The organism is Ruegeria sp. AG6 (assembly GCF_056541565.1).
The window spans coordinates 168,114-194,525 of sequence record NZ_JBQFYQ010000006.1; the positions used below are offsets into that span (position 1 = coordinate 168,114).

General features: G+C 60.0%; 24 protein-coding genes. 11 read left to right on the plus strand and 13 right to left on the minus strand.

Going from position 1 to position 26,412, the window contains the following annotated elements:
* Positions 1-63 precede the first annotated feature (63 nt).
* Positions 64-750, plus strand: coding sequence for a rhomboid family intramembrane serine protease (locus tag ACR0I0_RS14165; protein WP_480491919.1), 687 nt, complete (start codon positions 64-66; stop codon positions 748-750).
* Here the strand turns inward: ACR0I0_RS14165 and murJ are convergent, their stop codons facing one another.
* Genes murJ through ACR0I0_RS14180 form a run of 3 tightly spaced genes read right to left on the minus strand, consistent with a single transcriptional unit; the run spans position 751 to position 6,228 of the window.
* Positions 751-2,292: a murein biosynthesis integral membrane protein MurJ gene (murJ, locus tag ACR0I0_RS14170; protein WP_480491921.1), complete on the minus strand. Its 1,542-nt coding sequence runs from the start codon at positions 2,290-2,292 to the stop codon at positions 751-753.
* Positions 2,289-5,108: a [protein-PII] uridylyltransferase gene (locus tag ACR0I0_RS14175; protein ID WP_371732237.1), complete on the minus strand. Its 2,820-nt coding sequence runs from the start codon at positions 5,106-5,108 to the stop codon at positions 2,289-2,291. The genes murJ and ACR0I0_RS14175 overlap by 4 nt, the downstream gene beginning before the upstream one ends.
* Positions 5,068-6,228 (minus strand): penicillin-binding protein activator, encoded by a 1,161-nt coding sequence (locus tag ACR0I0_RS14180; RefSeq protein ID WP_480491923.1) that lies wholly within the window; start codon positions 6,226-6,228, stop codon positions 5,068-5,070. Before ACR0I0_RS14180 ends, ACR0I0_RS14175 begins: the two co-directional genes overlap by 41 nt.
* A gap of 88 nt (positions 6,229-6,316) precedes the next feature.
* Between ACR0I0_RS14180 and rsmI the strand changes: the two genes are divergently transcribed.
* The 3 genes from rsmI to gshB all read left to right on the plus strand — a co-directional run bounded on the left by rsmI (position 6,317) and on the right by gshB (position 8,541).
* Positions 6,317-7,174 (plus strand): 16S rRNA (cytidine(1402)-2'-O)-methyltransferase, encoded by an 858-nt coding sequence (gene rsmI / locus ACR0I0_RS14185; protein WP_171724252.1) that lies wholly within the window; start codon positions 6,317-6,319, stop codon positions 7,172-7,174.
* A gap of 1 nt (position 7,175) precedes the next feature.
* A complete protein-coding gene (locus tag ACR0I0_RS14190) occupies positions 7,176-7,547 on the plus strand; it encodes a YraN family protein (protein ID WP_152456873.1) in 372 nt (123 codons plus the stop codon).
* Between the two features lie 61 nt (positions 7,548-7,608).
* Positions 7,609-8,541: a glutathione synthase gene (gshB, locus tag ACR0I0_RS14195; protein WP_480491924.1), complete on the plus strand. Its 933-nt coding sequence runs from the start codon at positions 7,609-7,611 to the stop codon at positions 8,539-8,541.
* Here the strand turns inward: gshB and ACR0I0_RS14200 are convergent.
* Genes ACR0I0_RS14200 through cobU form a run of 4 tightly spaced genes read right to left on the minus strand, consistent with a single transcriptional unit; the run spans position 8,538 to position 12,136 of the window.
* On the minus strand, positions 8,538-10,052 hold the full coding sequence (locus ACR0I0_RS14200; RefSeq protein WP_480491926.1) for a YifB family Mg chelatase-like AAA ATPase: 1,515 nt from the start codon (positions 10,050-10,052) through the stop codon (positions 8,538-8,540). The genes gshB and ACR0I0_RS14200 overlap by 4 nt on opposite strands.
* 47 nt (positions 10,053-10,099) lie before the next feature.
* A complete protein-coding gene (locus tag ACR0I0_RS14205) occupies positions 10,100-10,981 on the minus strand; it encodes a glutathione S-transferase (protein WP_480491928.1) in 882 nt (293 codons plus the stop codon).
* 58 nt (positions 10,982-11,039) lie between these two features.
* On the minus strand, positions 11,040-11,618 hold the full coding sequence (locus ACR0I0_RS14210) for a histidine phosphatase family protein (protein WP_480491930.1): 579 nt from the start codon (positions 11,616-11,618) through the stop codon (positions 11,040-11,042).
* On the minus strand, positions 11,615-12,136 hold the full coding sequence (gene cobU, locus ACR0I0_RS14215; RefSeq protein ID WP_209834628.1) for a bifunctional adenosylcobinamide kinase/adenosylcobinamide-phosphate guanylyltransferase: 522 nt from the start codon (positions 12,134-12,136) through the stop codon (positions 11,615-11,617). The genes ACR0I0_RS14210 and cobU overlap by 4 nt, the downstream gene beginning before the upstream one ends.
* Before the next feature lie 99 nt (positions 12,137-12,235).
* Here cobU and ACR0I0_RS14220 point away from each other — a divergent pair, with 99 nt between their 5' ends.
* The 6 genes from ACR0I0_RS14220 (at position 12,236) to ACR0I0_RS14245 (ending at position 18,806) form a co-directional block, all read left to right on the plus strand.
* On the plus strand, positions 12,236-13,114 hold the full coding sequence (locus ACR0I0_RS14220) for an RNA polymerase factor sigma-32 (RefSeq protein WP_480491931.1): 879 nt from the start codon (positions 12,236-12,238) through the stop codon (positions 13,112-13,114).
* The gene (locus ACR0I0_RS14225) at positions 13,111-13,935 is read left to right on the plus strand and encodes a ChaN family lipoprotein (protein WP_480491933.1); all 825 of its coding nucleotides are present in this window, start codon (positions 13,111-13,113) and stop codon (positions 13,933-13,935) included. Before ACR0I0_RS14220 ends, ACR0I0_RS14225 begins: the two co-directional genes overlap by 4 nt.
* Before the next feature lie 63 nt (positions 13,936-13,998).
* Entirely contained in the window at positions 13,999-15,195 is a 1,197-nt protein-coding gene (gene coaBC, locus ACR0I0_RS14230; RefSeq protein ID WP_480491935.1) for a bifunctional phosphopantothenoylcysteine decarboxylase/phosphopantothenate--cysteine ligase CoaBC, read from the plus strand.
* Positions 15,196-15,210: 15 nt separating this feature from the next.
* Positions 15,211-15,666 (plus strand): dUTP diphosphatase, encoded by a 456-nt coding sequence (dut, locus tag ACR0I0_RS14235; protein ID WP_152456882.1) that lies wholly within the window; start codon positions 15,211-15,213, stop codon positions 15,664-15,666.
* Positions 15,666-16,715, plus strand: a complete 1,050-nt coding sequence (locus ACR0I0_RS14240; protein ID WP_480491937.1) for a HesA/MoeB/ThiF family protein — start codon at positions 15,666-15,668, stop codon at positions 16,713-16,715. The genes dut and ACR0I0_RS14240 overlap by 1 nt, the downstream gene beginning before the upstream one ends.
* Positions 16,716-16,790: 75 nt before the next feature.
* Positions 16,791-18,806 carry a M3 family metallopeptidase gene (locus ACR0I0_RS14245; protein WP_480491938.1) on the plus strand — a complete coding sequence of 672 codons (2,016 nt, stop codon included), beginning with the start codon at positions 16,791-16,793 and terminating at the stop codon, positions 18,804-18,806.
* A gap of 2 nt (positions 18,807-18,808) precedes the next feature.
* Here ACR0I0_RS14245 and ACR0I0_RS14250 read toward each other — a convergent pair whose 3' ends face one another.
* Genes ACR0I0_RS14250 through ACR0I0_RS14275 form a run of 6 tightly spaced genes read right to left on the minus strand, consistent with a single transcriptional unit; the run spans position 18,809 to position 25,375 of the window.
* Positions 18,809-19,741, minus strand: a complete 933-nt coding sequence (locus ACR0I0_RS14250) for a 2-hydroxyacid dehydrogenase (protein ID WP_480491940.1) — start codon at positions 19,739-19,741, stop codon at positions 18,809-18,811.
* Positions 19,742-19,756: 15 nt separating this feature from the next.
* On the minus strand, positions 19,757-20,896 hold the full coding sequence (rodA, locus tag ACR0I0_RS14255) for a rod shape-determining protein RodA (RefSeq protein WP_171634836.1): 1,140 nt from the start codon (positions 20,894-20,896) through the stop codon (positions 19,757-19,759).
* Positions 20,893-22,842 carry a penicillin-binding protein 2 gene (mrdA, locus tag ACR0I0_RS14260; RefSeq protein ID WP_480491942.1) on the minus strand — a complete coding sequence of 650 codons (1,950 nt, stop codon included), beginning with the start codon at positions 22,840-22,842 and terminating at the stop codon, positions 20,893-20,895. Before mrdA ends, rodA begins: the two co-directional genes overlap by 4 nt.
* Entirely contained in the window at positions 22,839-23,375 is a 537-nt protein-coding gene (locus tag ACR0I0_RS14265; protein WP_171634834.1) for a rod shape-determining protein MreD, read from the minus strand. The genes mrdA and ACR0I0_RS14265 overlap by 4 nt, the downstream gene beginning before the upstream one ends.
* Positions 23,368-24,270 (minus strand): rod shape-determining protein MreC, encoded by a 903-nt coding sequence (gene mreC, locus ACR0I0_RS14270; protein WP_170346418.1) that lies wholly within the window; start codon positions 24,268-24,270, stop codon positions 23,368-23,370. Before mreC ends, ACR0I0_RS14265 begins: the two co-directional genes overlap by 8 nt.
* A 58-nt stretch (positions 24,271-24,328) precedes the next feature.
* Entirely contained in the window at positions 24,329-25,375 is a 1,047-nt protein-coding gene (locus ACR0I0_RS14275; RefSeq protein ID WP_039523195.1) for a rod shape-determining protein, read from the minus strand.
* A 155-nt stretch (positions 25,376-25,530) separates the two neighbouring features.
* Here ACR0I0_RS14275 and ACR0I0_RS14280 point away from each other — a divergent pair, with 155 nt between their 5' ends.
* A complete protein-coding gene (locus ACR0I0_RS14280) occupies positions 25,531-26,316 on the plus strand; it encodes a 23S rRNA (adenine(2030)-N(6))-methyltransferase RlmJ (protein WP_209834617.1) in 786 nt (261 codons plus the stop codon).
* Positions 26,317-26,412: the final 96 nt, after the last annotated feature.

Here is a 26,412-nt window from a genome sequence, read left to right on the forward strand (position 1 = left end):
AATCAGCCTCCGTCGCTTACCCATGAGGCAAAGGGACGTCAACAGCCGCGAAAGGCCATCCCAATGAGCAGTGAGCATTACACACCCGCCGTTAACCCGTTGCCGCCCGTTGTGGTGGCGCTGGTTCTGTTCATCATCGGCGTCGAACTGGCCTTCACGCTGGGATCGCGCGGTTTGATCGGAGGACCGGCGGCAGTGGGTTGGCGTCTGGACGCGATACAGCACTATGCCTTCTCGGCGGATATTTTCGATTGGATGGTGCTGAACGGGCGTTGGCCGTTCGAACATCTGGTCCGGTTCGTGACCTATCCCTTTGTATCCGCCAACTTTACGCAGGCGATTTTTGTCTGTGTCTTCGTTCTGGCGATGGGAAAAATGGTTGGTGAGGTTTTCGGTGGTGTCCCCATGCTGCTGATCTTCGTCGTCTCGGGGATTGGCGGCGCGTTGAGTTATGCCGTTTTGCTGGACCCGCGCTATCCCCTGATCGGAGGGTTTCCACCTGTTTATGGCCTGATCGGAGCATTCACGTGGTTGTTGTGGCGCAAACTGTCGCTTGTGGGGGCAAATCAGGCGAGGGCGTTTCAGCTGATCGCCGTTCTGATGGGCATTCAGTTCCTGTTTGGTCTGATCTTCGGCGGAAACGCGGAATGGGTCGCCGATCTGGGCGGGTTTGCCACCGGCTTTGCCATGTCATTTCTGGTGGCGCCGGGGGCCTGGGCCCGGATCGTCGGGCGCATCCGCCGCGATTGATCAGGCCCGGCGCAAGGCGCGTTTGAACTCTGACAATTTGAACGCTCCCAGGACATGACCAAGACAGAAATACGAGACGGCGGCGACCACGATCAGGACCAAAAGCGCAAGATAGCGCCAGCCGGGAATGTCCAGCGTCCAACCCAAGAAGTGGATCAACGCAAACAAAACCGCGCCCATGCCGACCGAGGCCAGAACGATCCGTCCCGCACGTGCCCTGAAACGGTCATCGAAACGCGCTTCTTCGCCCATGCTACGTGCCCCGATCGCCAGAAGAACAACCATGGCCCAGCCGGCAGTTGACGCGGCAATCGCAGGGGCGATCCAACCCACCAGCGGAAATAGGCCAAACGCCAAGGCCGCGTTCACGACCATTGCGACCACCGCATAACGGAACGGGGAACGCGTATCCTCGCGCGCAAAGAAAAGGGGTTGCAGCAGTTTTTGCAGCATGAATGCAGGCAGACCGATGCCATAAATCGCGACCGCCAGCGCTGTCGCAGCGGTATCCTCGGGACTGAACTGTCCCCGTTCGAACAGCACCGAAACCAGCGGGTTCGGGATGATCAGGAACGCCACGGTCGACGGCAGCGTCAACAGCAGCATAAATTCCCCGGCGCGGGAAAACGCGTTGCGGGCTCCTTCCTTGTCGTCGACGCGCAGGCGGCGGGACAGGTCTGGCAGCAGGACAATGCCAATGGCGATTCCGACGACGCCCAAAGGCAGTTGGTACAGGCGATCCGCGGCAAACAGCCAACTCACGGCCTTTTCAGTCTTTGATGCCACCAGTTGTCCGACCACCAGATTGACCTGCGTAACCCCCATGGCCAAGGCGGCGGGAACCGCGATGCGGACCATCCGGCGCATATGGGGCGTCAGGTGGGGCAGGCCGGGTCGGATACGGATACCGGCACGCTCGGTCGCCACCCAGACCAGCACCAGTTGTGCGACGCCGGCGACCGGAATGACCGAGATCAGCCATCGTATCACCTCACCGCCAGAGATGGCCCCGGCGATCAGCGCGGTGCAGGCAAAGATGTTCAGCAAAACAGGTGCCGCTGCGGCCGCTGCGAACCTGCCGGTGGCGTTCAATACCCCCGAAAACAACGCCGCCAAGGACATGAAAAGGATATACGGGAACACGACATAGCCGTAGTCCACGGCCAGATCGAAACGTTCATCCCCATGGAACCCTTCGGCCGTCAGCCACACCAGACCCGGCATGAAAACCATGGCCAGCCCGACCAGCGCCAGAACGGCCACGGCCAACAGATTGAACGCATCCTGCGCGAACCCCTGGGGGTTCTCGTCTGCCTCCAGCCGTTTCGAGAACATGGGCACAAAAGCCGCGTTAAACGCGCCTTCGGCGAAAAAGCGGCGGAACATGTTCGGCAGGCGAAAGGCCGCGACGAAAGCATCCATCACCGGCCCGGGGCCAATGAAGGCGGTCAGCAGAATTTCCCGCAGAAACCCCAGTATTCGACTGGCCAGCGTCCAGAAGCCGACCGTAAACAGGCCTGAAAACAAACGGATTTGCTTCATGAGGCCGCACGCTCGGCGCCTTCGGTGATCGCCTTGCGCAGCTTGGCCTCAAGCCCACGTTGCTTGTTTTCCGAATGATATTTCAAGCCGAACATATCCTTGACGTAAAACGTATCGACCACCTGTTCGCCATAGGTCGCGATCACGGCATTGGCGATGTAAACATTCGCTGCGGCGAGGGTCCGGGTCAGATCAAACAGCAGACCCGGACGGTCGCGGGTGTCCACTTCGATGATCGTGTATATTTCAGAGCCATCATTGTCGAAGGTGATATGCGTTGGAACGTTGAAGGCACGCTCGCGTTTCTTGATCTTGTCGCGTGATTTCAACGCCTCCTTCGCAACCACTTCGCCGCGCAGCGTCTTGTGGATCATCTGCGTAAGACGTGGCAGGCGTGAGGCTTCAAACGGGTGCCCTTCGGCGTCCTGAATCCAGAATGCATCGGTGACATAGCCGTCTTTGGTCGTATAGCTGCGCGCATCCACGACATTCGCGCCGACCAGGGCCAGCGCGCCGGCAATGCGGGCAAAGATACCGGGGTGGTCGCCCATTGCAAAACAGGCTCGGGTTGCGTCGCGATCCTCGTCCGGTTGCAGGCGGATCTCCATCGCGCCGGGGTCGCCGCTTTGTTCCAGCGCACGCAGCATGTTCGCAAACTCGACATGTGTGGCCAGATTGAGACCCTGCCAATACGGGTCATAGTGGCGCCCCGTCTCGGATTTGAGATCGGCCTTGGACCAGGCCGCCAGTTCGGTGCGCAGGGCCTTTTTTGCCTCGGCGCCGCGATTGGCGCGGTTGAGGTCCTCCATCCCGGTCTCCAGCGCGCGCTTGGTTTCGGCGTGAAGGGCACGCAAAAGCGTGGCTTTCCAGTTGTTCCAGGTGTTCGGCCCCACGCCGCGAATGTCGCAGACGGTCAGAACGGTCAACAGATCCAGCCGTTTGACGGTTTGAACTGCCTTGGCGAAATCGCGCACTGTGCGGGGGTCTGAAATGTCACGTTTCTGTGCCATGTCGGACATCAGCAGGTGATAACGCACCAGCCATTCGACCGTTTCCGAATCTGCTTTGTTCAGGCCCAGTCTTGGTGCCACCTTGCGCGCGATCTGTGCTCCAAGAATCGAGTGATCCTCGGGTCGCCCCTTCGCGATATCATGCAGCAACAGGGCGACATACAGCACCTTGCGATTGACCCCACCTTTCAGAATCGAAGAGGCAAGAGGCAGCGATTCAATCAACTCTCCGCGTTCGATCTGGGCCAGGTTCACGATGCACTGGATGGTATGCTCGTCCACCGTATAGCTGTGGTACATGTTAAACTGCATCATTGCCACGATGGGCTCGAACTCGGGCAGGAAGGCTGACAGCACACCCAGTTCGTTCATCCGCCGCAAGGCACGCTCTGGGTTGCCGTGTTTCAGCATCAGGTCCAGAAAGATGCGCCGCGCCTCTTTGTCATTGCGCATTTCGTCGTCGATCAGATGCAGATTTGCCGCCACCAGACGCATGGCATCCGGATGGATCAGCATTCCTGTTCGCAAGCCTTCTTCGAACAGGCGCAGAAGGTTTACCTTGTCGGACAGAAATTTGTCAGGGTCCGCTACGTCCAGACGACCGTGAACAACCCGGTATCCCGCTTTGATCCGCCGGCGTCTGCGGAAAATGCGCTCCAGCAATGGTGCGCCTTTCACGTGCAGCGCCTCAAGCTTCGTCAGAAAAATCCGCGTCAACTCGCCCACACGCGTGGCTTCGCGGAAATAGCGTTGCATGAACACCTCGACCGCCCGGCGACCGGCGTGATCCTCATAGCCCATGCGCGCGGCGACCTCGACCTGCATGTCAAAGGTCAGTTGCTCGGTGGCGCGACCCGTCACCAGATGCAAATGCGAACGAACGGCCCAAAGAAATTCTTCGGCCTGAACGAAGGTCTTGAACTCTTCCGGGGTGAACAGACCCAAAGGCACAAGTTCGGCCACGTCCTGAACGCCATAGATGTACTTTGCGATCCAGTAGAGGGATTGGAGGTCGCGCAACCCCCCTTTGCCCTCTTTCACGTTGGGCTCGACCTTGTAGCGTTCTCCCTGTTTCAGGTGCCGCTCATCTCGTTCGTTCAGTTTGGCTTCGATGAACTCCCGCTCGGTTCCTTTGAACAGCTCGGTTTTCAGGCGCCGTTCAAGCTCGTCGGCCAGCGCCTTGTCACCCGCCAGATAACGTTGTTCAAGCATTGCTGTGCGGATCGTGAAATCCTCGGTGCCCAGCCGAAGGCAGTCTTTGATCGTGCGCGAGGAATGCCCGACCTTAAGCCTGAGATCCCAAAGGATATAAAGCATCGATTCGATGACGCTTTCGGCCCAGGCCGTGATTTTATAGGGGGTCAGAAACAGCAGATCGACATCCGAAGAGGGCGCCATTTCACCGCGCCCGTATCCGCCAACGGCCAGTACGGCGATCTTTTCACCTTGTGTTGGCGTCGCAAGCGGATGCAGGCGCGTGCTGGAGACCAGCATCGCGGTTCCGACCAGCTGGTCCGTCAGGTAAGTATAGGAGCGGGTCAGCGCGCGCGCGTCGAACGGACGCTCGCTGAAGGCATCGGCGATGGCTTTGCGACCCGCTTTCTGAGCGTCGCGCAGAATGCGCACTGTTTCAGAGCGCATTTTGCTGTTGTCAGAGCTGGTCTCGAACACCTCGGCCAGCGCATCATTGACGCTGACGCTGTCAAAGATGTTTTCGGCAGGGCAAATTAGCGCGCCATCCGGCGCCATGGTCTCGCCCGATCGCTCAGAAACCGGCACCAGAGAAGCTTTGCGGGGCAGGGTCAATCACAACCACCTGTTTATTCTGAATCGTCGCTACGGCAAGGCCGCGTTCATTGGTGCCGTTCGGGCGGAGGCGGAAGATACCGCCAACACCCTGGAAACCGGCATTTTGGGTCAGGGCAGCACCGGTCAGCGCATCGGATTTGCCCTGGCTGACCAAAGCACCAATCGCCGCAATGCCGTCATACGCCAGACCGCTGATCGGATGAGGCGCTTCTCCATATGTCGCGTTATACCGTTGACGATAGGCTTGGGCTTTGGACGGGTCGGGCAGGGCGAACCATCCCCCTTGCACGCCTGGCAGCTCCAGCGTTTGCGGGGGGATATCCCAACGGGTCAGACCGATGAATTGTGTCGTCGCCGGAGAAACGCCGGCCTCAGGCAGCAATTGCGAGAAAAGTGGCAAGGCACCCGCTGTCGTTGCCGTCATGAAAATCGAGTCCGCCCCTGTCGAATCGACGGTGGCCTTGATGGTGGGAACCGAGTTGATAACACCCTGTTGCGACCGGTCGTATCCGACCGTTCCCGCATTGTTGACCCGGCTGTTTGCCAGTGCATTGGCGATGGCAGCTTGCCCCACTTGCCCCGCGGCATCATTGCTGTGCACGATAACCGTGTTCGTTTTGCCTTGCCTGCCCGCATAATTTACCAGCCGGTTGGCGGTGTTTTCAAAGGTCGGTCCAAGTACAAATACATTGCCACCCGCAATGCTGGTGTTGTTCGAGAACGACAGGACATTCACGTTATTGTTCAGTACGGCCAGCCCGGCAGCGTTTGCCGCCTGGGCGTAAACAGGGCCGACAATGATCTTGGCGCCTTCGGCAACGGCCTGCTGGGCCACCGCTGTCGCCGTGGTCGGATTTCCTGCCGTATCGTAAACACGCAGGTCGATTTTGACGTTAGGCAGATCGGACATTGCCATACGGGCCGCATTCTCAAGGCTCTGCGCCAGCGCGGCGTCGCCCGAGCGGGGAACCAGCAAAGCAACCGGAACAGGATTCGACGTGTCAATCGAAGGGCCACCCCCAACGCCGCCGGGCTCACAAGCGGCCAGAAACGCTGCGGTCGTCAGGGCAATGGCGGCTGTCGCCAGCTTGCTTACGGGCTTGCAAACGGTAAACATCTAAATGAAAACTCCCTGATCCGGCGGCTGTGAATGCTTCTGTTCTGTTGAGCCGCGATAATAAACGTCACGCTGTGAGGGTCCAGCTTTGAATTTCCAAAAGATCAGATTGGCTGCGGGCCTGTATTTTGTTGCCACTCCGATCGGAACCGCGCGCGATATTACGCTCAGGGCGCTGGATGTTCTGGCCTCGGCCGATGTGATAGCGGCGGAGGACACCCGGAGCCTGCGGCGGTTGATGGAAATCCATGGCATCCCGCTGGAGGGTCGGCATATCCAGGCCTACCATGATCACAGCGGCGCCGGGGCGCGTGGCAGACTTATGGATGCCCTGGCGCAGGGGCAATCTGTCGCCTATGCATCCGAGGCGGGTATGCCACTGATCGCTGATCCGGGATATGATCTGGGCAAGCAGGCGGCCGAAGCCGGGCATATGGTGACCTGTGCGCCCGGGGCATCCGCCGCAATAACAGCGCTGACCCTGGCGGGCCTGCCAACGGATTCATTCTTCTTCGCAGGTTTCTTGCCCAATGCATCGGGCGCACGCCGGACCCGGATTGAGGCTTTGAAAAACATACCAGGCACCTTGGTGTTCTACGAATCCCCCAAACGCGTCTCGGCCAGCCTTGCAGATCTTGCGGATTGCCTGGGGGCAGACCGTCAGGCGGCCTTGTGCCGTGAATTGACGAAAAAGTTCGAAGAAATCCGCCGTGGAAGACTGGCCGATCTGGCGGCAGAAATTCAGGAAAAACCGGTCAAGGGTGAGATCGTTCTGCTGGTGGACCGTAGTCATTCGCAAAGTGTCAACGAATCCGACGTAGAAGAGGCTTTGAAGCGAGCTTTGGAAACCCACTCGGTTCGGGACGCAGCGGATCTTGTGTCAGAAATGTATGATCTGCCGCGCCGTCCGATTTACCAGAAAGCTCTGAAACTGGGAAAGGGATGACATGGGGCGGCGTGCAATTCAGGGCTCGGTTTCCTATCAGGCGGGGCAGTCGGCCGAGCTTCGGGTCGCCTCGGACTATGAGCGCCGGGGTTTTGCAATTGCGCATCGCCGGTGGCGGGGTGCCGGTGGTGAAATCGATCTGATTGTGCGGGATGGCGACGGGCTCGTGTTCATCGAGGTCAAGAAAAGCTCCAGTTTCGAAAAAGCTGCAGCCCGGATCAGTCAAAGACAAATTGACCGAATCTGTGCCTCGGCCGCGCAATACCTGGAAAACGAACCGGGTGGGCAATTGACCAATGTCCGATTTGACGCGGCACTGGTAGATGGCACTGGCGCGGTTCAAATCATCGAAAACGCCTTCGGTCACGCCTAAGCCCCATTGAACCCTCAGGCCTGCTGGGCCATGTATCTTGCGTGAAACTGAGGGACACGACATGAAAATCGCCTTTCAAATGGACCCGATCGGGGCCGTGGACATCAACGCCGACAGCTCATTCCGTCTGGCGGAGGAGGCGCAGGCGCGCGGTCATTCGTTGTTTTTCTATGGGCCGGATCAGCTGGCCTATCAGGAAGGTCGTATCACGGCGCGCGGCCATGACATGACCGTGCAGCGGGTCTTCGGCGATCCGGCGATTCTGAGCCCCGAACGTGAAGTTGACCTGGCCGATTTCGACGTGGTCTGGCTGCGTCAGGATCCACCCTTTGACATGCATTACATCACGTCCACCCATCTGCTGGACCGCCTGAAAGGGCAAACGCTGGTGGTCAACGACCCGTTCTGGGTGCGGAACTATCCTGAAAAACTGCTGGTTTTGGATTTCCCTGACCTGACGCCGCCGACAACGATTGCCCGTGACATAAAAACGATCAAGGCGTTCAAGGAAAAGCACGGCGATATCATCCTAAAGCCGCTTTATGGCAATGGCGGTGCGGGCGTGTTCCGACTGGATGCCAATGACCGCAACCTGACCTCTCTGCACGAGCTGTTCACGGGGTTCTCGCGCGAGCCTCTGATCGTGCAAAAGTTCCTGCCGGATGTCAGCAATGGCGACAAGCGGGTGATCCTCGTGGACGGTGAACCGGTTGGCGCAATCAACCGGGTGCCAGCCGCGGGCGAAACGCGGTCAAACATGCATGTGGGCGGACGCCCGGAAAAGATCGGGTTGTCACAGCGTGATCTGGAGATCTGCGCCGCCATCGGACCGCTGCTGAAAGAAAAAGGTCAGATTTTTGTCGGGATCGACATCATTGGCGACTATCTCACCGAAATCAACGTGACCTCGCCCACCGGCATTCAAGAGCTGGAACGGTTCGACGGCGTGAACATCGCCGAGAAGATCTGGCAGGCGATTGAAGCCAAGATCTAAGCCATGACCCGGGCGCTGATGCGAAAGCTCAGCGCCTCTGCAACATGTGGCCTGCGGATGTCGGCTGAACCGTCCAGATCGGCGATCGTCCGCGCCACCCTCAGGATCCGATGAAAGGCACGCGCCGATAGGCCGAACCGATCTGCGGCCTTCAGCAAAACGGCTTTTCCTTCTGCATCGGGTGTTGCGATCTGTTCCAGAACTTTGCCTTCGGCGTCGGAATTCTGACGCAGGTCCGGCATTCCCCGAAACCGCTCTGCCTGTATGGCGCGGGCGTTTTCAACCCGCGCGGCAACTGTCGCCGAGCTGTCGCCGGATGGGGGCAGATCAAGATCGGTGAAGCCCACAGGCGGAACTTCGATCCGCAGGTCGAACCTGTCCATCAGGGGCCCCGAGATACGGTTCAGATAATCCTCGCCGCAGCCGGGTGCGCGAGAGCAGGCGCGCGATGGATCCGTCAGGTAGCCGCATTTGCACGGGTTCGCGGCGGCCACCAGCATGAAACGGCAGGGGTATTTCACGTGGGCATTGGCACGCGCCACCATGACTTCTCCGGATTCTATTGGCTGGCGCAGGGTCTCCAGAACCGTACGGGGAAATTCGGCGAACTCATCCATGAACAGCACGCCGTTATGCGCCAATGAGATCTCACCGGGCTTGGCACCTTTGCCCCCGCCGACAATGGCTGCCATCGAGGCCGTATGATGCGGTTCCCGAAATGGACGCGTGCGGTTGATGCCGCCTTCATCCAGCAACCCGCACAGGGACTGGATCATCGAAGTTTCCAACGCTTCGACTGCGGTCAGCGGTGGCAAGATGCCCGGAAGCCGTGCGGCCAGCATGGATTTGCCCGACCCCGGCGTGCCGATCATGATCAGATGGTGACGCCCGGCTGCCGCGATTTCCAAAGCGCGCTTGGCGCGTTCCTGCCCCTTTACATCGCGCAGATCCCGCACGCTGGGCGCCAGATTCACCTCGCCGGGTTGTGCCGCCGGCAAAGGGCACTGTCCCGAGAAATGGCGGACAACATCGCCCAGGGAACCCGCGCCGATAACCTGAGTGGCGTCGACCCATGCAGCCTCGGCGCTGGAGGCTTTGGGACACAGCAACATGCGATCCTCTGACGCGGCCGTCATGGCCGCGGGCAGGGCGCCGACGACAGGCACCAGAGATCCATCAAGCGACAACTCTCCCAGTGCAACTGTTCCTTCGGCGGCATCGGCTGGGATGACCTCGAGTGCCGATAACAGCGCGACTGCGATGGGCAGGTCGAAATGGCTGCCTTCCTTGGGCAGATCCGCAGGAGACAGGTTGATCGTAATTCGTTTCGACGGCAGAGCGATGGCCATCGCACTCAGCGCGCTGCGGACACGGTCGCGGGCTTCGGACACGGCTTTGTCGGGAAGGCCAACGATGGAAAAGGCCGGCAAGCCGGGCGATACGGCACATTGCACCTCGACCGGGCGGGCTTCGACGCCGTGAAAGGCAACAGTGTGGGCGCGGGCGACCATGGCAGTCCTGTTCTTGGTTAACAGGGTGTTGCTGCCATGATTGTGGTTTAAGAGTCGTTAACGGTTGCGCGCAATGCAGCGAATTTTGGCCACGCGTCGGGATCGGCAATTGTTTTGTCGCGGCAGAATGGATTGCAGAAGCCCCAGCATTTTCCATCCAACTCCAGAAATTCCGCAACGGGTTTGCCGGAATACGGGCAAACTTGGTTGATTGACGGGCCGGAGACCGGCTTGGCGGTTGAAACCCCTCCGATCGGCCAGGGCTTGGACGGCAAATCCTGACGATAGGTAAAAGGGTCGTATCTGACAGTCAGGCCCATTGCGCGCCATTGTCTGACGGCGGGGTCTGACAACAGGTCCAGGCAATAGGTCCGGTTCGCCTTGGAAACTGGCAGCCCATATCCGATGATCCGCGCTGCGACAGGTGTGTAAAACACGTCCGCCAGCGAATACGCGCCGAACAACGGGCCTTGTCCCGCACCGGACACTTTGCGTGCATGGTCCCAGAGTATTTCGATGCGTGCCAGATCTGCCAGTGTTTCATCTGAGGGGTCGAAACCCTGCCAGACGTGCAGCAATTGCATCGGGCATTCATCCCGCAAGGCACCAAACCCTGCCACCATCTCGGCGCATAGCCAGCGGGCGGTTGCCCGGGCGGCGGGATCTGATGGCCACAAGCCGGCATCAGGGTGGCGCTCGGCCAGGGTTTCAGCCATGGCCAGGCTTTCGCCCACCACAGTTCCTTCCGGCAGGCGCAGGGCAGGCACAAGTCGCGCTGGGGCCAAGGGCTCCATATCCTGTGCCATGGTGCCCGAATACAGGCCAATCATGTGGCTTCTGTAGGGAAGGTTGAATTTCTCAAGCATCAACCAGCCACGCATTGACCAGCTGGAGAAGAGGCGGTCGCCGATATACAAATCATATGTCATACGCAGACGATGCCGCAGGTTCGCAACCCGGTAAAACAGTGATTTGTGTGGGGTCTGTTCACGGAAGGTGATTGATCGTACCGACGGACCACCTGCCTGCGTCGATCAGGATATCCGTTACCGACAGGTTGTCGATTCGGTGTGAAAAGGTCTGTTGTCCGTCCAGATCAAGGGCGCGCTGCACTTGCGTGAGGATAACGCCGAAATGCGCGACGATGATTAGATCGCGGCCTGAATGTGCTGAAACAAGCGTGTCGATCGCCGCATCAACCCGATTGCGGACGTCGTTCCAGCTTTCACCTTTCGGAGCGCGGACATCGCCGGGGTTGTCCCAATATGAAAAGGCCAGTTCCGGGTCTTCGGCTTCGATTTCGGCAAATCCGCGCAACTCCCAGTCGCCAAAATGGATTTCCCGCAAGCCCGGTTTATGGGGAAGGCGTTGACGTTGACCTTGTATGGCCGTGGCGGTGTCAACCGCCCGTGACAGATCGGACGAGATCACAAGCGCCTTGGGCGGCAAATGGTCGTGCAGACGTTTCAGTGCGGCTGTATCGCTAAGGTCAGCGGGCAGGTCGGACCAGCCGACCATGGTTTTCGCATGTGTCGGCCCGTGTCGAACAAGGTGAAGGCGCATCACGGCATTTGCCCTTTCAGAACCAAGGGCAACCCGACAGTGATCTGCACCACCAGATCGGCCTGCGCTGCAAGCGCGATGTTCAGCCGCCCCTGTGCTTCGCGAAACCGGCGGGCCAGGGCGTTGTCCGGGACAATGCCGTGGCCAACTTCGTTCGAGACGATCACGATTTGCGCAGGGCATGCACGAAGGGCGTCAAGCAGGGCGGTTTGTGCCGCTTCCAGATCGGTTTCGGCCAGCAGGTGGTTGCTCAGCCACATGGTGGCGCAGTCAATCAGGCAAATCTGATCGGGCGACAACGTGGCCAGAACCGGCCCCGGGTCGAAGGGTTCTTCAACCGTGGTCCAACCGTCGCCGCGCTGTTCAAGATGGCGCTCAATCTTCTGGCGCATCTCGTCATCAAACACTTGTGATGTCGCAAGGTAAACTCGGCTTTTCCCCTGAGAAACAACCAGTTCTTCGGCGAAAACCGACTTGCCCGACGCGGCCCCGCCCAGAACCAAGGTTAAATCCGGCGACACAGTACTTACCTATAGTTGATCCGTTTGGTGCTGTTTTGCGTAATGGTCATAGGTCGGCAAAGCAAGTCTGACCAGTACCTGCAAACAGGGGAGAGGTTTATGGCACTGGATAATGCGACGGACTTTTCGATGTCCCGGCAAGCAATGAAGGCCGAGCTGCTGGATGCGGAAACCGAACTGAAACTGGCTTATGCATGGCGTGATGAGCGTGATGAACAGGCGTTGCACCGTCTGATCACCGCCTATATGCGTCTGGCGATTTCGATGGCGGCCAAGTTCAAGCGCTATGGCGCGCCGATGAATGATCTCATTCAGGAAGCAGGCCTTGGCCTGATGAAGGCCGCAGACAAGTTCGACCCAGATCGCGGCGTGCGGTTTTCGACCTATGCCGTATGGTGGATCAAGGCAAGCATTCAGGACTATGTGATGCGGAACTGGTCCATGGTTCGGACCGGGTCAACCTCATCTCAAAAATCGCTGTTTTTCAACATGCGTCGCGTTCAGGCCCGGCTGGAACGGGAAGCCGCCACCGAAGGGCAGGAACTGGACCGTCATCAGTTACACCAGATGATCGCCACGGAAATCGGTGTGCCGCTGCGCGACGTCGAGATGATGGAAGGTCGTCTGTCCGGCTCTGATTTTTCGCTGAATGCGGTGCAATCCGCTGATGAAGATGGGCGCGAGTGGATCGATGCCCTGGAAGATGACCGCGAGCAGGCAGCCGAAGCAGTTGAACACAGCCATGATACCGAACAACTGCGCAAGTGGCTGTTGACGGCGATGAATGCCTTGAATGATCGCGAGCGTTTCATTGTGCGCGAGCGCAAGCTGCGAGACCCTGCGCGAACCCTGGAAAGCCTGGGAACCGAGCTGGGTCTGTCAAAAGAACGTGTACGACAGCTTGAGGCCTCAGCCTTTGCGAAAATGCGCAAGAACCTTGAAGCCCAGTCGCGCGAGGTGCAACACTTCATCGCATGAAACAGTTTGCGATTCTTGCGTTTGTTCTGGGTCTTACGGTTGCGGCAGCGCGACCGGGGCTGGCAGATAGACTTGTTCCCGCTGATGCCATGTCCGCGATGCGGGACGCCGATGTCTTGATATTGGGGGAAGTTCACGACAACCCGACGCATCATTTGGTGCAGGCCGAGGCGCTTGAAGCTGTTTCACCTTCGGCCGTCGTCTGGGAAATGGTCACGGAAGAGGGCGCGCAGAGACTCGCTCAGAAAGCTGTGTCAAACCCGGAAGAACTGAGCCACATTCTGAAATGGGCTGAAAGTGGCTGGCCGCCGCTCAGCATGTATTATCCGGTGTTCGAGGCGTCAGGCGCGCCGGTTTACGGGGCTATGGTTCCGCGAGCTGCCGCGCGTGCCGCGATGGAACGTGGTGCTGCCACGGCGTTGGGGGCAGACGCGGCGCGTTATGGTCTGACGGTGCCTCTATCGCCCGAAGAACAGGCCGCGCGCGAAGCCGACCAGTTGGCGGCGCATTGCGATGCGCTTCCGGCTGAAATGTTGCCCCAGATGGTAGCGATTCAACGATTGCGCGATGCTGTGCTGGCCCGTGCCGTGGTCCGTGCGATGGACGAAACCGGGGGTCCGGTTGCCGTGATTACTGGAAATGGTCACGCGCGAAAGGATCGGGGCATACCGACCTATCTTGCGCGCCTCAGACCAGGTTGGAAAGTCGTGGCCGTCGGACAATCCGAGGATGGAGCGATCGACGGAGAATTCGATATCGTGATTGATAGCCCCACGGCCGAGCGCGAAGACCCCTGTGCGGCATTTCAGGTTCAGAATTAATCGCTGGAACTACCTGCGGGCCTTGCCTAATGTCGGGGCCGACCGGGACGGGAAGGGCTGAACATGCTGTCATCCAAACGCATTCTGCTGATTATCGGTGGCGGAATCGCGGCCTACAAATCGCTGGACCTGATCCGCAGGTTGCGCGAGCGTGGCGCGGACGTAACCCCTGTATTGACGCGCGCTGCGGAAGAGTTTGTGACGCCGCTGTCCGTATCGGCTCTGGCAGGTGAAAAAGGCTATCGCGATCTGTTTGATCTCACCGATGAGGCCGAGATGGGGCATATTCAACTGTCCCGCTCTGCGGATCTGATCGTCGTGGCCCCCGCAACGGCGGATCTGATGGGCAAGATGGCCGCAGGGTTGGCCAACGATCTGGCCTCGACCCTTCTGATGGCCACGGACACACCCGTTCTGTGTGCGCCCGCGATGAATGTGCGGATGTGGACCCACCCGGCAACACAGCGAAACCTGAAGCAGCTGCAAGCGGATGGCGTGCGCTTTGTGGGCCCGAACGAAGGCGACATGGCCTGTGGCGAATACGGCCCGGGGCGCATGTCCGAGCCGCTGGAAATTGTCACGGCGATTGAGGCTCGGTTGTCTGCGGGGCCTTTGACGGGCAAGCGGGTGCTGGTGACATCCGGCCCGACGCATGAGCCGATAGATCCGGTCCGGTATATAGCCAACCGCTCGTCCGGGGCCCAAGGTGCCGCCGTAGCCCGGGCGCTGGCGGAATTGGGGGCCGAGGTGACCTTTGTGACTGGCCCGGCAGACGTGCCGCCCCCGGCGGGTGTGCGGGTCGTACCTGTCGAAACCGCGCAACAGATGTCTGATGCGGTTGATGCAGCTCTGCCCGTCGATGCCGGAATATTCGCGGCTGCGGTCGCGGACTGGCGTGTCGCCAGCGCGTCGGACAAGAAGCTGAAGAAAAGCCGCGATGGCCTGCCGGTACTGGAATTCACCGAAAACCCGGACATTCTGAAACGTGTTTCCGGGATGGGCGCGAACCGTCCGCCATTGGTTGTCGGCTTTGCGGCCGAGACGGACAATGTGATTGAACACGCCACGGCCAAGCGTCTGCGCAAAGGCTGTGACTGGATCGTCGCCAACGATGTCAGCCCTGCAACAGGCATTATGGGCGGGTCAGAGAATGCGGTCATCCTGATTTCGGACAACGGGGCCGAGGAATGGCCCCGTATGGGGAAAGACGAAGTTGCCCGGCGTCTGGCGGCGAAAATCGCGGACGCGTTGGCAGGCTGAAGGAAAGGCAAGGGCATGGTTGCAATCCGGGTGATCCGCGAAGACGGGGCAGACCCCGCCGTGGCGCTTCCCTCTTACGAAACCTCGGGGGCGGCCGGCGCGGACGTGCGTGCCAATCTGCCCGACGGCGCGCCGATTACGCTGGACCCCGGTCAGCGGGCGCTGGTGCCGACCGGCCTGCGCATTGAAATCCCGCAAGGGTATGAGGTGCAGGTTCGGCCCCGCTCGGGCCTTGCGTTGAAACATGGGATTACACTGCCCAACACGCCGGGCACCATCGACAGCGACTATCGTGGGCCCTTGGGCGTGATCGTGATGAATGCGGGCCAGGAACGGTTCGAGATCGCCCACGGAGATCGTATCGCGCAGCTTGTGGTCGCGCCGGTGGTGCAGGCCAGGTTTGAACTGGCTCAGGCGCTGGGCGAAACCGATCGCGGGGCTGGCGGTTTCGGCTCGACCGGGCGCGGCTGATGCTGTTGGTTTTCATCCTGGCTGCGGGGCTTTGGGGCGTCGGTTATTTCGCCGGCACGTCCCAAAAAGCGCGGGTGGTTTCCGTGAGTGTGTTGTTGGCCGGCGTCATACTGTCCCATCTGATCTTGCCGGATGGGCACCCTCTTCGCGAAGCAACGGGTGGGTCTGCGGCGCTTTGGCTGATCCTCGTGGGTTTCGCGGCGCTGGCTTTGCTGTATGGCAGAATACTCAAAGCCTTACGCAACCGCGCAGTTTCAACTTCGGAACCGGAGCCCGACATGCCCTCGGACCGATTTACCGAGGCCGAGCTGGACCGCTATGCCCGCCATATCGTGTTGCGCGAACTGGGTGGGCCCGGTCAGAAAAAACTTAAGAAAGCCCGCGTGCTGGTGATCGGCGCAGGTGGTCTGGGCGCACCTGCGCTGCAATATCTGGCGGCTGCGGGTGTCGGCACGATCGGGATCATCGACGATGACGTCGTCGAGAATGCCAACCTGCAACGACAGATCATTCACCGCGACGCGGATATTGGAATACCCAAGGTCTTTTCGGCCCAGCAGGCGATGGAGGCGCAAAACCCGAACGTCGTTGTTATGCCCTATCACCGCCGCTTGAGCGAGGAAATCGCCACTGACCTGTTTGCAGACTTCGATCTGATTCTTGACGGAACCGACAATTTTGAGACCCGGTATCTGGCAAACCGAACCGCTGTCGCGCTGGGCAAACCGCTGATTTCGGGGGCTTTGTCGCAGTGGGAAGGTCAACTGAGTGTGTTTGACCCCACCAATGGCAGCCCCTGCTATCAGTGCATCTTCCCAGAGGCCCCGGCCCCCGGTTTGGCCCCGTCCTGTTCCGAGGCCGGTGTGATCGGCCCGCTGCCGGGCGTCGTCGGATCAATGATGGCGGTCGAGGCGATCAAGGTGATAACGGGCGCCGGCATGGCGCTGCGCGGCGAGATGCTGATCTATGACGCGCTGTACGGTGAAAGCCGCAAGATTGTTCTGACCCGCCGGGGCGATTGCCCTGTTTGTGGCATGAGAAACGATTAACCTTTCTTCACATGGGTTGGGTGTTCTGGAACACCCGGCCGTGGCGACATAGCTATGGGATCAAAGGAGATCCGCATGACCAACCCGATCCTGTCCAACTGGACCACACCGTTTGAAATCGCCCCTTTTTCCGATATCTCGGATGATGATTTCTCGCCGGCACTGGAGCAGGCGATGAAAGAGCATAACGCCGAAATTGACGCGATAGCGGCAAATCCGGATACCCCCACATTCGCCAACACGATCGAGGCGCTCGAGGCTGCGGGCGGGCAACTGGACAAGGTTCTGTCGGTCTTCTTCACGATTGCGGGCGCGGACAGCAATCCCAAGCGGGAAGAACTGCAACGCGCGTTTTCCCCCAAGCTTTCGACGCATTTTTCGGGCATTTCTTCCAACAAGTCGCTGTTCAAGCGTGTGGCCGACCTATGGGCACGGCGCGATGATCTTGACCTGACCGAGGAACAGGCGCGTGTGCTGATGCTGACCCACCGGGGCTTTGTGCGTGCCGGTGCGGCTTTGGTAGGGGACGAAGACACCCGTATGCAAGAGATCAAGTCGCGCCTTGCGTCGCTGGGCACCTCGTTTACCCAGAACCTGCTGGCGGATGAGCGGGACTGGTACATGGATCTGACCGAAGGGGATCTGAACGGCCTGCCGGATTTCGTCGTGGACGCGGCGCGTGCCGCGGGGCAGGAGAAGAAAGCCAAGGGGCCGGTGGTCACCTTGTCACGGTCGCTGATCGTGCCGTTTCTGCAATTCTCGCCGCGCCGGGACCTGCGTGAAAAAGCCTATCGCGCCTGGGCCGCACGCGGCGCCAATGGGGGCGAGACAGACAACCGAGACATCGCGGCCGAGATTCTGGCCTTACGCCAAGAACGTGCCAAGCTTCTGGGCTATGACACGTTCGCCGACTACAAGCTGGAAACCGAGATGGCGCGCACGCCGGATCGGGTGCGTGAACTGTTGATGCAGGTTTGGGAACCGGCCAAGTCCCGCGCAGACGCCGACGCGGATGTTCTGACGCAGATGATGCAGGAAGACGGCATCAACGGCCCGCTGGAAGCTTGGGATTGGCGGTACTATGCTGAAAAGCGGCGCAAGGCGGAACACGATTTGGATGAGGCTGCGTTGAAACCCTATCTGCAACTGGATCGTATGATCGAGGCTTCGTTTGCCTGCGCCAACCGGCTTTTCGGGCTGGATTTCAAACCGTTGGACGTACCCCTCTATCACCCGGATTGCCGGGCTTGGGACGTTACCCGCGACGGGCAGCATATTGCCGTATTTATCGGAGACTACTTTGCACGAGGGTCCAAGCGGTCAGGCGCCTGGTGCAGCGCGATGAGGGCGCAGGCCAAATTCCCGAAGAAGCAGACACCGGTTGTCATCAATGTCTGCAACTTTGCCAAAGGGGATCCCGCCTTGCTGTCCTATGATGACGCGCGGACCCTGTTTCATGAATTCGGCCATGCCCTGCACCAGATGCTGTCCAACGTGACATATGAAAGCATCTCGGGCACGTCCGTGGCGCGCGATTTCGTAGAATTGCCCAGCCAGCTTTACGAACACTGGTTGGAAGTGCCCGAGGTTCTTGCCGAGTTTGCGACCCATGCGGAAACGGGCGAGCCGATGCCGCAGGAAATGCTGCAAAAGGTGCTGAAGGCGGCCAATTTCGATCAGGGATTCCAGACGGTGGAATATGTCGCCTCGGCCCTTGTTGATCTGGCCTTGCACGATGGCGAGGCACCGGCAGATCCGATGGCGAAACAGTCAGAAGTTTTGGCCAGGTTGGGGATGCCGAAAGCCATTGGAATGCGCCACGCTACTCCGCATTTCGCGCATGTCTTTGCAGGCGATGGCTACAGCTCGGGGTACTACAGCTATATGTGGTCCGAAGTGATGGATGCCGACGCCTTTGCCGCCTTTGAAGAGGCGGGAGGTGCCTTTGACCCCGAACGCGCCAAAGCGTTGGAGGACAACATCCTGTCCACTGGCGGTTCGCGCGAGGCAGAAGACCTGTATCTGGCGTTCCGGGGAAGATTGCCGGGGGTTGACGCCCTGTTGAAAGGCCGCGGTCTGATCGCGGCCTGAAATCAGTAGCCCAAAGCGCGATCCACCAGGTGCACGAAGGGCTCTCCGGCTTCGCCACGCCGGATGTTTTCGCAAATGACCTGCGCGGCTGTGACCGGGCGGGTCTCGGACGCGATATGAGGGGTCACCGTCACGTTCGGATGTGCCCAATACGGATGATCGGGGGGCAGGGGCTCGACCCGGAACACATCCAGCGTCGCGTGACCGACCTGACCCGCGTTCAAGGCATCCAGCAGCGCATCGTCATCGATCAGGGGTCCGCGACCCGGGTTGATGATCCGCGCGCCCTTGGGCAGCAGGGCCAGCGTTTCAGCATTCAACGCGTTTTCGGTGGCAGCGGTGTCAGGCAGCAGCAGAACCAGTATCTCGGCCCGGGAAAGCGCGTCACGCAGACCGTCAGGACCATGCAGGCAGGTTACGCCGGGGATGTCCTTGGCGGTGCGGCTCCAGCCTGTGACCGTGAAATTCAGCGAGGCCAGGGTGCGGGCCGCGGCTTCGCCCAACGCGCCGAGGCCCAGAATGCACACTTTGCGCTCTTGCGCCAAAGGTGGGGCATCCGGGGCCCAGACGCCATCCTGGATGGTGATGTGGCGATCCATTCCCAGATGATAGCGCAGCACATGGCCCACCACCCATTCGGTCATACCTTGCGTCAGCCCGTGATCCACCATTCGCGCCAAGGGGACGGTCAGCGTGTCATTGTCCGCAATCTTTTCAACCCCGGCCCAGAGGCTCAGAACCGCCTTCAGGCGTGTAAAGGGCGAAAAATCCAGTAACCCGCCATTCGGAGCGTAGACAACGTAATCGACCTGATCCGGGTCAAATTCCGTACTGAGCCGCGCCTCAACGCCGGCCTCCGCAAGGTATCGAGTGAGCAGCGGTTCATACACGGGCCACAGGGCAGGGCGCGCGGAAAACAGTACGTTTACGGGCATCGGGGGCCTTTCGGATCAGCGGGGACGATGGATATGAGCGCTTTGGACGATGCCGAACGCGGCCATCAGCACCAGCATGGCCGATCCGCCATAGCTGACCATTGGCAGTGGGACGCCCACAACCGGTGCCATGCCCATCACCATCGACATGTTGACGGCAAAGAACAAGAAGAAGTTCAGCGCGATGCCCAGAGTAACCAGTGACGAGAACCGATCCTTGGTGGCCAGTGCGGTCGCCATGCAGAACACAAGGATCAGGGCATAGAGAATCAAGAGCGTGATGCCACCGACGAATCCGAATTCCTCTGCGAGGGTGGTGAAGATGAAATCGGTGTGTTTCTCGGGCAGGAAGTTCAGCCGGGATTGCGTACCCTGCATGAAACCGCGCCCGTTCCAGCCCCCGGAACCAAGGGCGATCTTGGATTGCGTGATGTGATACCCGGCACCCAAAGGATCGGTAGAGGGGTCAAGAAACGTGTCGATCCGGCGGAACTGATAATCCTTGAGCAACTGCCATTCGGTCCCGCGACTGTTGAACACGGCGGCGATCAGGCCCACGACGGCGGCAATGACGGCTGCAAAGTAGGCCCAGTGGACACCCGCAAGAAACATCAGCCCGCCACCGGCAGCCAACAGCAGGATCGACGTGCCGAGATCCGGCTGTTTCAGAACCAGCAGGGTTGGCAGGACAATCAGGGCCACGGGAACAAAGACCCAAAGAGGGCGCGACGTCTTGTGCGATGGCAGCCAGTCGTAATACGCCGCCAGAACCATGACCAGGGCCACCTTCATGACTTCTGAGGGTTGCAGGCGCATGAACCCAAGGTCGATCCAACGCTGCGCGCCCATGCCGATGGTGCCGAACAACTCCACGAATACCAGCAACGCGACCGACCCGAGATAGGCCAGCACGGACATGTTGCGCCAGAACCAGATCGGAACCAAAGCAATGATGAACATCGCGATCAGGCCAAGCCCGAACCGCTCCATCTGTGGTTCTGCCCAGGGTGTCCACGACCCGCCTGCAACCGAATACAGCATCAGGAACCCTGCGCTGGCCGTGCTGATCAGCAACAGGGTCAGCGGCCAGTTCATGTACAGGAATTTCCGAAACCCCGACGGCGTGGATTTCACGGCATATTCAAGATAGCTCATGCGCGGTCCTTTCCGTCGGGACGCGCTTTGGGGCGACGGTCGCCCTCGAGCCGTTTTTGCTGTTCCTTGATCCGCTCGCGGTCGGCAACCGGATATGCCTCAAGCGGCGGGGTACCGTTGTAGAGCGCCTGAAGCATGATATCGCGGGCCACCGGTGCCGCCGCCTTGGACCCGCCGCCGCCATGTTCAACGACCACGGCAACCGCGTATTTCGGATTGTCATAGGGCGCGAAGCAGACGAACAAGGCGTGGTCGCGACGCTCCCATGGCAGGTCTTCGTTGCGGATCACGCCGGCGGCACGTTCGGCCTTGGTGATGTTGCGGACCTGACTGGTGCCGGTTTTGCCGGCCATGCGGAACTCGTCCGCGATGATGCGGCTGCGATAGGCCGTCCCACGCCGATCGTTCGAGACCGAGTACATGGCCTTGCGCACCTGTTCCAGATTGTAGGCGTTGATGTCCAGCGGTTCCCCTGCGCCCGAAGGCTGTTCGACACCGTCGATCGAACGTACAAGGCGCGGTGTCACCGATCGGCCGGTGGCGATACGAGCCGTCATGACGGCCAGTTGAAGCGGTGATGCCAGCATGAACCCTTGCCCGATGGACGCGTTGGCCGTGTCGCCCACCAGCCAATCCTGACCGTGTGTCCGCTGCTTCCATTCCTGATTGGGGGCAAGTCCAGCGGCGACCGCCGACATCGGAATATCGTGTTTGACGCCCAGGCCCAAAGTACGAGCCATTTCGGATATCTTGTCGATCCCGACCCGCAAAGCCACGTCGTAGTAATAGACGTCGCAGCTGCGTTTCAGCGACAGGTTCAGATCGACCGTGCCATGCCCGCCGCGCTTCCAGCAGTGGAACCTGCGGCTGCCGACCTTAAGGTGCCCGGGGCAATACACTGTGTTTCCAGGGCCTATCACGCCGGCCTCCAGCGCGGCCAATGCAGTGACCATCTTGAACGTCGACCCCGGAGGATAAGTGCCTTGCACGGACTTGTTGGCCAGAGGGCGGTACTTGTCCCCCGTCAATGCCCGATAATCCGCGACCGAGATACCGCGCACAAACAGATTTGGATCAAAACTGGGTGCAGAGCTGACAGCGCGCAGGTCCCCGGTTTCGCAATCCAGAACAATTGCCGCCGCGCTTTCTCCTGCCAGCCGCGCTTGCGCATATTGTTGCAGGTCGGCGTCGATCGCCAATTGCAAGTCCGCACCCGGCTGACCTTCCTGCCGGTCCAGCTCGCGCATGACCCGCCCTGTGGCATTGACTTCGACACGCTTTGCACCGGCTTTGCCACGCAGGGCTGTTTCCTGCTTGGCTTCCAACCCGACCTTGCCAATCTGAAACCTGGGAATTCGCAAAACCGGCTCGGGGTCTTCGAGCTTGCTGAGATCGTAGTCGCTGACCGGGCCGACATAGCCGACGATATGGGCGAAATCCTCATAGCGTGGGTATTGCCGTGTCAGGCCCACTTCGGGCGTCACACCCGGAAGGGCCGGGGCATTGACTGCGACTTTCGAGATGTCTTCCCAAGTGACCTGATCCGCCAGAGTGACCGGTAGGAACGGGGCTGATCGGCGCATTTCGGTCCGGGCGCGTTCGATCTCATCATCGTTCAGCGGGATGAGTTCCGACAATTTGGCAATCACCTTGTCGACGTCACCTGCGTCTTCACGCACGATGACGATGCGATAGGATGGTGAGTTCTGACCGATGACTTGACCATTGCGGTCATAGATACGTCCACGGGTTGGCGGGATGAGTCGAATGTTGATGCGGTTTTCTTCCGCCAGCAGGCGGTATTCGTCGGCCTGATCCACCTGCATGAAACGCATCCGTGCGGCCAACCCGCCGATAAAAGCCGCCTGCAAACCGCCCAGCAGCAGCGCTCGGCGTGGCAGGCGTTTATAGGCAAGGCCCTGCGACTTGGGTTTGCGTTGTTTCATGCTCCGCCCCCTACGGCTCCGGCATCCGCAGCAGACAGGCGGTGGACGCCAAATACGCTTTGGCTCAACAGCACGATGAACGGGTAGAAGGCGATTGTCAGCACAAGTTGCATAACGACTGGCCACAAAGCGGCCTGCTGCACAGACAAGATCGACAAAACGACTCTGTTCGTCAAAAAGACCATGGCAATCACCACACCGACAGACATCCATTCTCCGACAAACCCAGTGTCCTTCATACCCGGAGCGGCAGAGCGCAGATAGGCTGTGCCAAACACCACCAGCGCAGCCAGAAGGCCGGGCGGGCGTTGCAGCAACAGATCCGCCATCAGCATGACAAACGCGACCAGCAGCGTGGGCACATAATCCGGGCGCCGCAATACCCAGGCAAAGGTCAGCGCAATCAATACATCAGGAAAAGGCCAGCGATCCGGTTGCGCATCAAGCGGCAGCAAATGCAGAAACAGAACGACAAAGGCCAGCGCAACGTAAAGGCCGCGCATGGCCCAGTTGTATGAGGCGGGCCTATCCATCGCTGACCTCATCTGGCACAAGCGCAGTTTCGGGCCGAGTTGGCCCGACGATCCCACCCGGATCCTGAATCGGCGGGGGCGAATGGAAGCGCAGAACACGAAGAAACTCGAGCCGTTCAAAATCTGCTGAAAGGCGAACGCGCAGGCGGCCGCCCGGATCTGCGGCGATCTGGCCGATCAAAAGGCCTGCCGGAAAAACGCCACCGTCGCCGGATGTGATCACCCGATCACCGGGGCGGACCAGCTCTCGGTTTTCAAGAAACTCGACCACTGGGGCCGGAGTATTGTCTCCTTTGATCAACGCGGTCTGGCCAGAAGGCTGAATCGTTGCCGGAATGGCGCTGGTGGCATCCGTCACCAGGATCACCCGAGCCGTGTCTGGCCCGACGCCGGAAATTCGGCCAACCAGCCCGATTCCATCCATCGTGGCCCAGCCATCAACGATCCCGTCGCGTTCCCCCACATTCAACAGGACGGACTGCCGAAAGGGTGATCCGCTGTCGGCCATCACAACACCCGTGATGTATGTCAGGCGCGGGTCGAGGCGGACATTGTTCAGATCCAGCAGCCGCGCATTTTCCTGCTCCAATTGCAGTGCGGCCTCTTTCCAGGCACGCATCAGGCGCAGTTCGCTGCGCAGCTCGCGGTTCTGCTCGCTCAGACGCTGGTAGCTTTGGAAATCGCGCACAAGGTTCACAGCGGCGGTCACGGGCACCATGGCCCAATCCATCGACGGTACGACCGCGTCCACCACCTGCGCGCGGAACCGCTCGACGCGCGGGCTGTCGATCCGCCAGACCAGAAAGATACCCAGCAAGCACAGGATGACGATCCCCAGCAACAAGCGGCGCAGAGGGGTCGTGTAGTCATCGCGCTGTGATCGGTCTTTTGCCACAGGTTACCTTCCCGTGCTGCTCGTGCCGAATTCAGACTGCCCCTAAAAGGTGCGCGCCTCAGCTTTCGTAGTCAATCGCGTGGCGCAGCTGTTTTTCGTATTCTAGCGCCTTGCCGGTGCCCAAAGCCACACAATTCAGGCTTTCGTCCGCGATGGACACGGCCAGGCCGGTCTGTTCGCGCAGGGCCAGATCCAGATCACCCAGCAATGCACCACCGCCTGTCAGCATGACGCCGCGATCCACGATATCGGCGGCCAGATCGGGCGGAGTGGTCTCCAGCGCGGTCATCACCGCTTCGCAGATCTGCTGGACGGGTTCCGACAGCGCCTCGGCGACCTGGGCCTGGCTGATCTCGATTTCCTTGGGTACGCCGTTCAACAGGTCACGACCCCGGATATGCATCGACTGGCCGCGGCCATCATCAGGCATCCGCGCCGTGCCGATCGTCGTCTTGATGCGTTCGGCAGTGGATTCACCGACCAGCAGGTTCTGCTGACGGCGCAGGTACGAAATGATGGCTTCGTCCATGCGGTCGCCACCCACGCGGACCGAGCGGGCATAGACGATGTCGCCCAGCGACAGAACGGCCACTTCGGTCGTACCACCGCCGATGTCGACGACCATGTTGCCGGTCGGGTCGGTGATCGGCATGCCCGCGCCGATGGCGGCGGCGATCGGTTCCGCGATCAGGCCCGCGCGGCGCGCGCCTGCGGACAAAACCGACTGACGGATTGCGCGTTTTTCGACTGGGGTCGCACCGTGAGGTACGCAGACGATGATCTTGGGTTTCGAAAAGGTCGAACGTTTGTGCACCTTGCGAATGAAGTGCTTGATCATTTCCTCGGCGGTGTCGAAGTCGGCGATCACGCCTTCACGCATGGGGCGGATGGCTTCGATCGAACCGGGCGTCCGGCCCAGCATCAGCTTGGCATCTTCGCCGACGGCCAGAACTTTCTTCACGCCGTCCTTGACGTGATAGGCTACGACCGAAGGCTCAGACAGGATGACACCGCGCCCCTTGACGTAAACCAGCGTGTTCGCCGTTCCAAGGTCGATGGCCATGTCCGCTGTGAACAGGCCGCCCAGATTGCCAAAGATCCCCATGTTTCCCCTGATCCTGTATGTCGGTTTTTCTACTGCCCGCGACTCGACGGTTCCGGGACGGATGACTTATAGGGTGCCATCACGCCCGGTAAAAGGGCTGATTCCGCGACAATCAGCACCTTTCCGCCTTATTGAATGGGACTTTAGAAGGCATAATGCTCTCTTATCAACATATTTACCACGCCGGGAATCTGGCTGATGTCCAAAAGCACGCATTGCTGGCCTGGGTGCTGAATTATTTGACGCAGAAGGACAAGCCGCTCAGCTATGTCGAAACGCATTCCGGGCGGGGGCTGTACCAGTTGGACGCGGACGAATCCATGAGGACGGGCGAGGCGGCGGCGGGAATCGAGCGCGCGAAACGAGAAGGGTGGTTCGGCCCCGGACATCCGATGGCGCGGGTTCTGGAAAACATACGGGCCCGGCACGGCGACGCGGCCTATCCGGGGTCGCCGATGATTGCAGCACATCTGTTGAGGGATCAGGACAGTCTGCATTTTGCCGAGCTGCACCCCCAGGAACATGCCGCGCTGTCTTTGGCTATGTCGCCGTTCGGGGCGAAGGTGTATCGGCAGGACGGGTTTGAACTGGTGCAATCCCTGCTGCCTCCGACGCCGCGCCGGGGGCTATTGCTGATTGACCCAAGCTATGAGGTGAAGACCGACTACGATCGACTGCCCGCAGCGATTGCCAAACTGCACCGGAAATGGAATGTCGGGGTGATCGCGCTGTGGTACCCGGTTCTGAAGGACAAACGCCACGCCCGGATGATCGCGACGCTAAAAGCGCAAAACTTCCCCAAGGCCATTTGCCATGAGGTGACGTTCCCACCGGTGCGCGAGGGGCATCGGATGGTGGGGTCAGGGATGTTCATTCTGAACGCACCATTCGGCATCGAGGAAGAGACGACACGCCTGTCGCAGCTATTTGCAGGCCTCTGAGGCCAGCCAAAGAAATGCAACCGATACTCCCGCCCTGTTTGCCTGCATCAGAGATGCCGTCAAACATGTTGGGCCCGGCAGCGCGCCGCAGGCGCG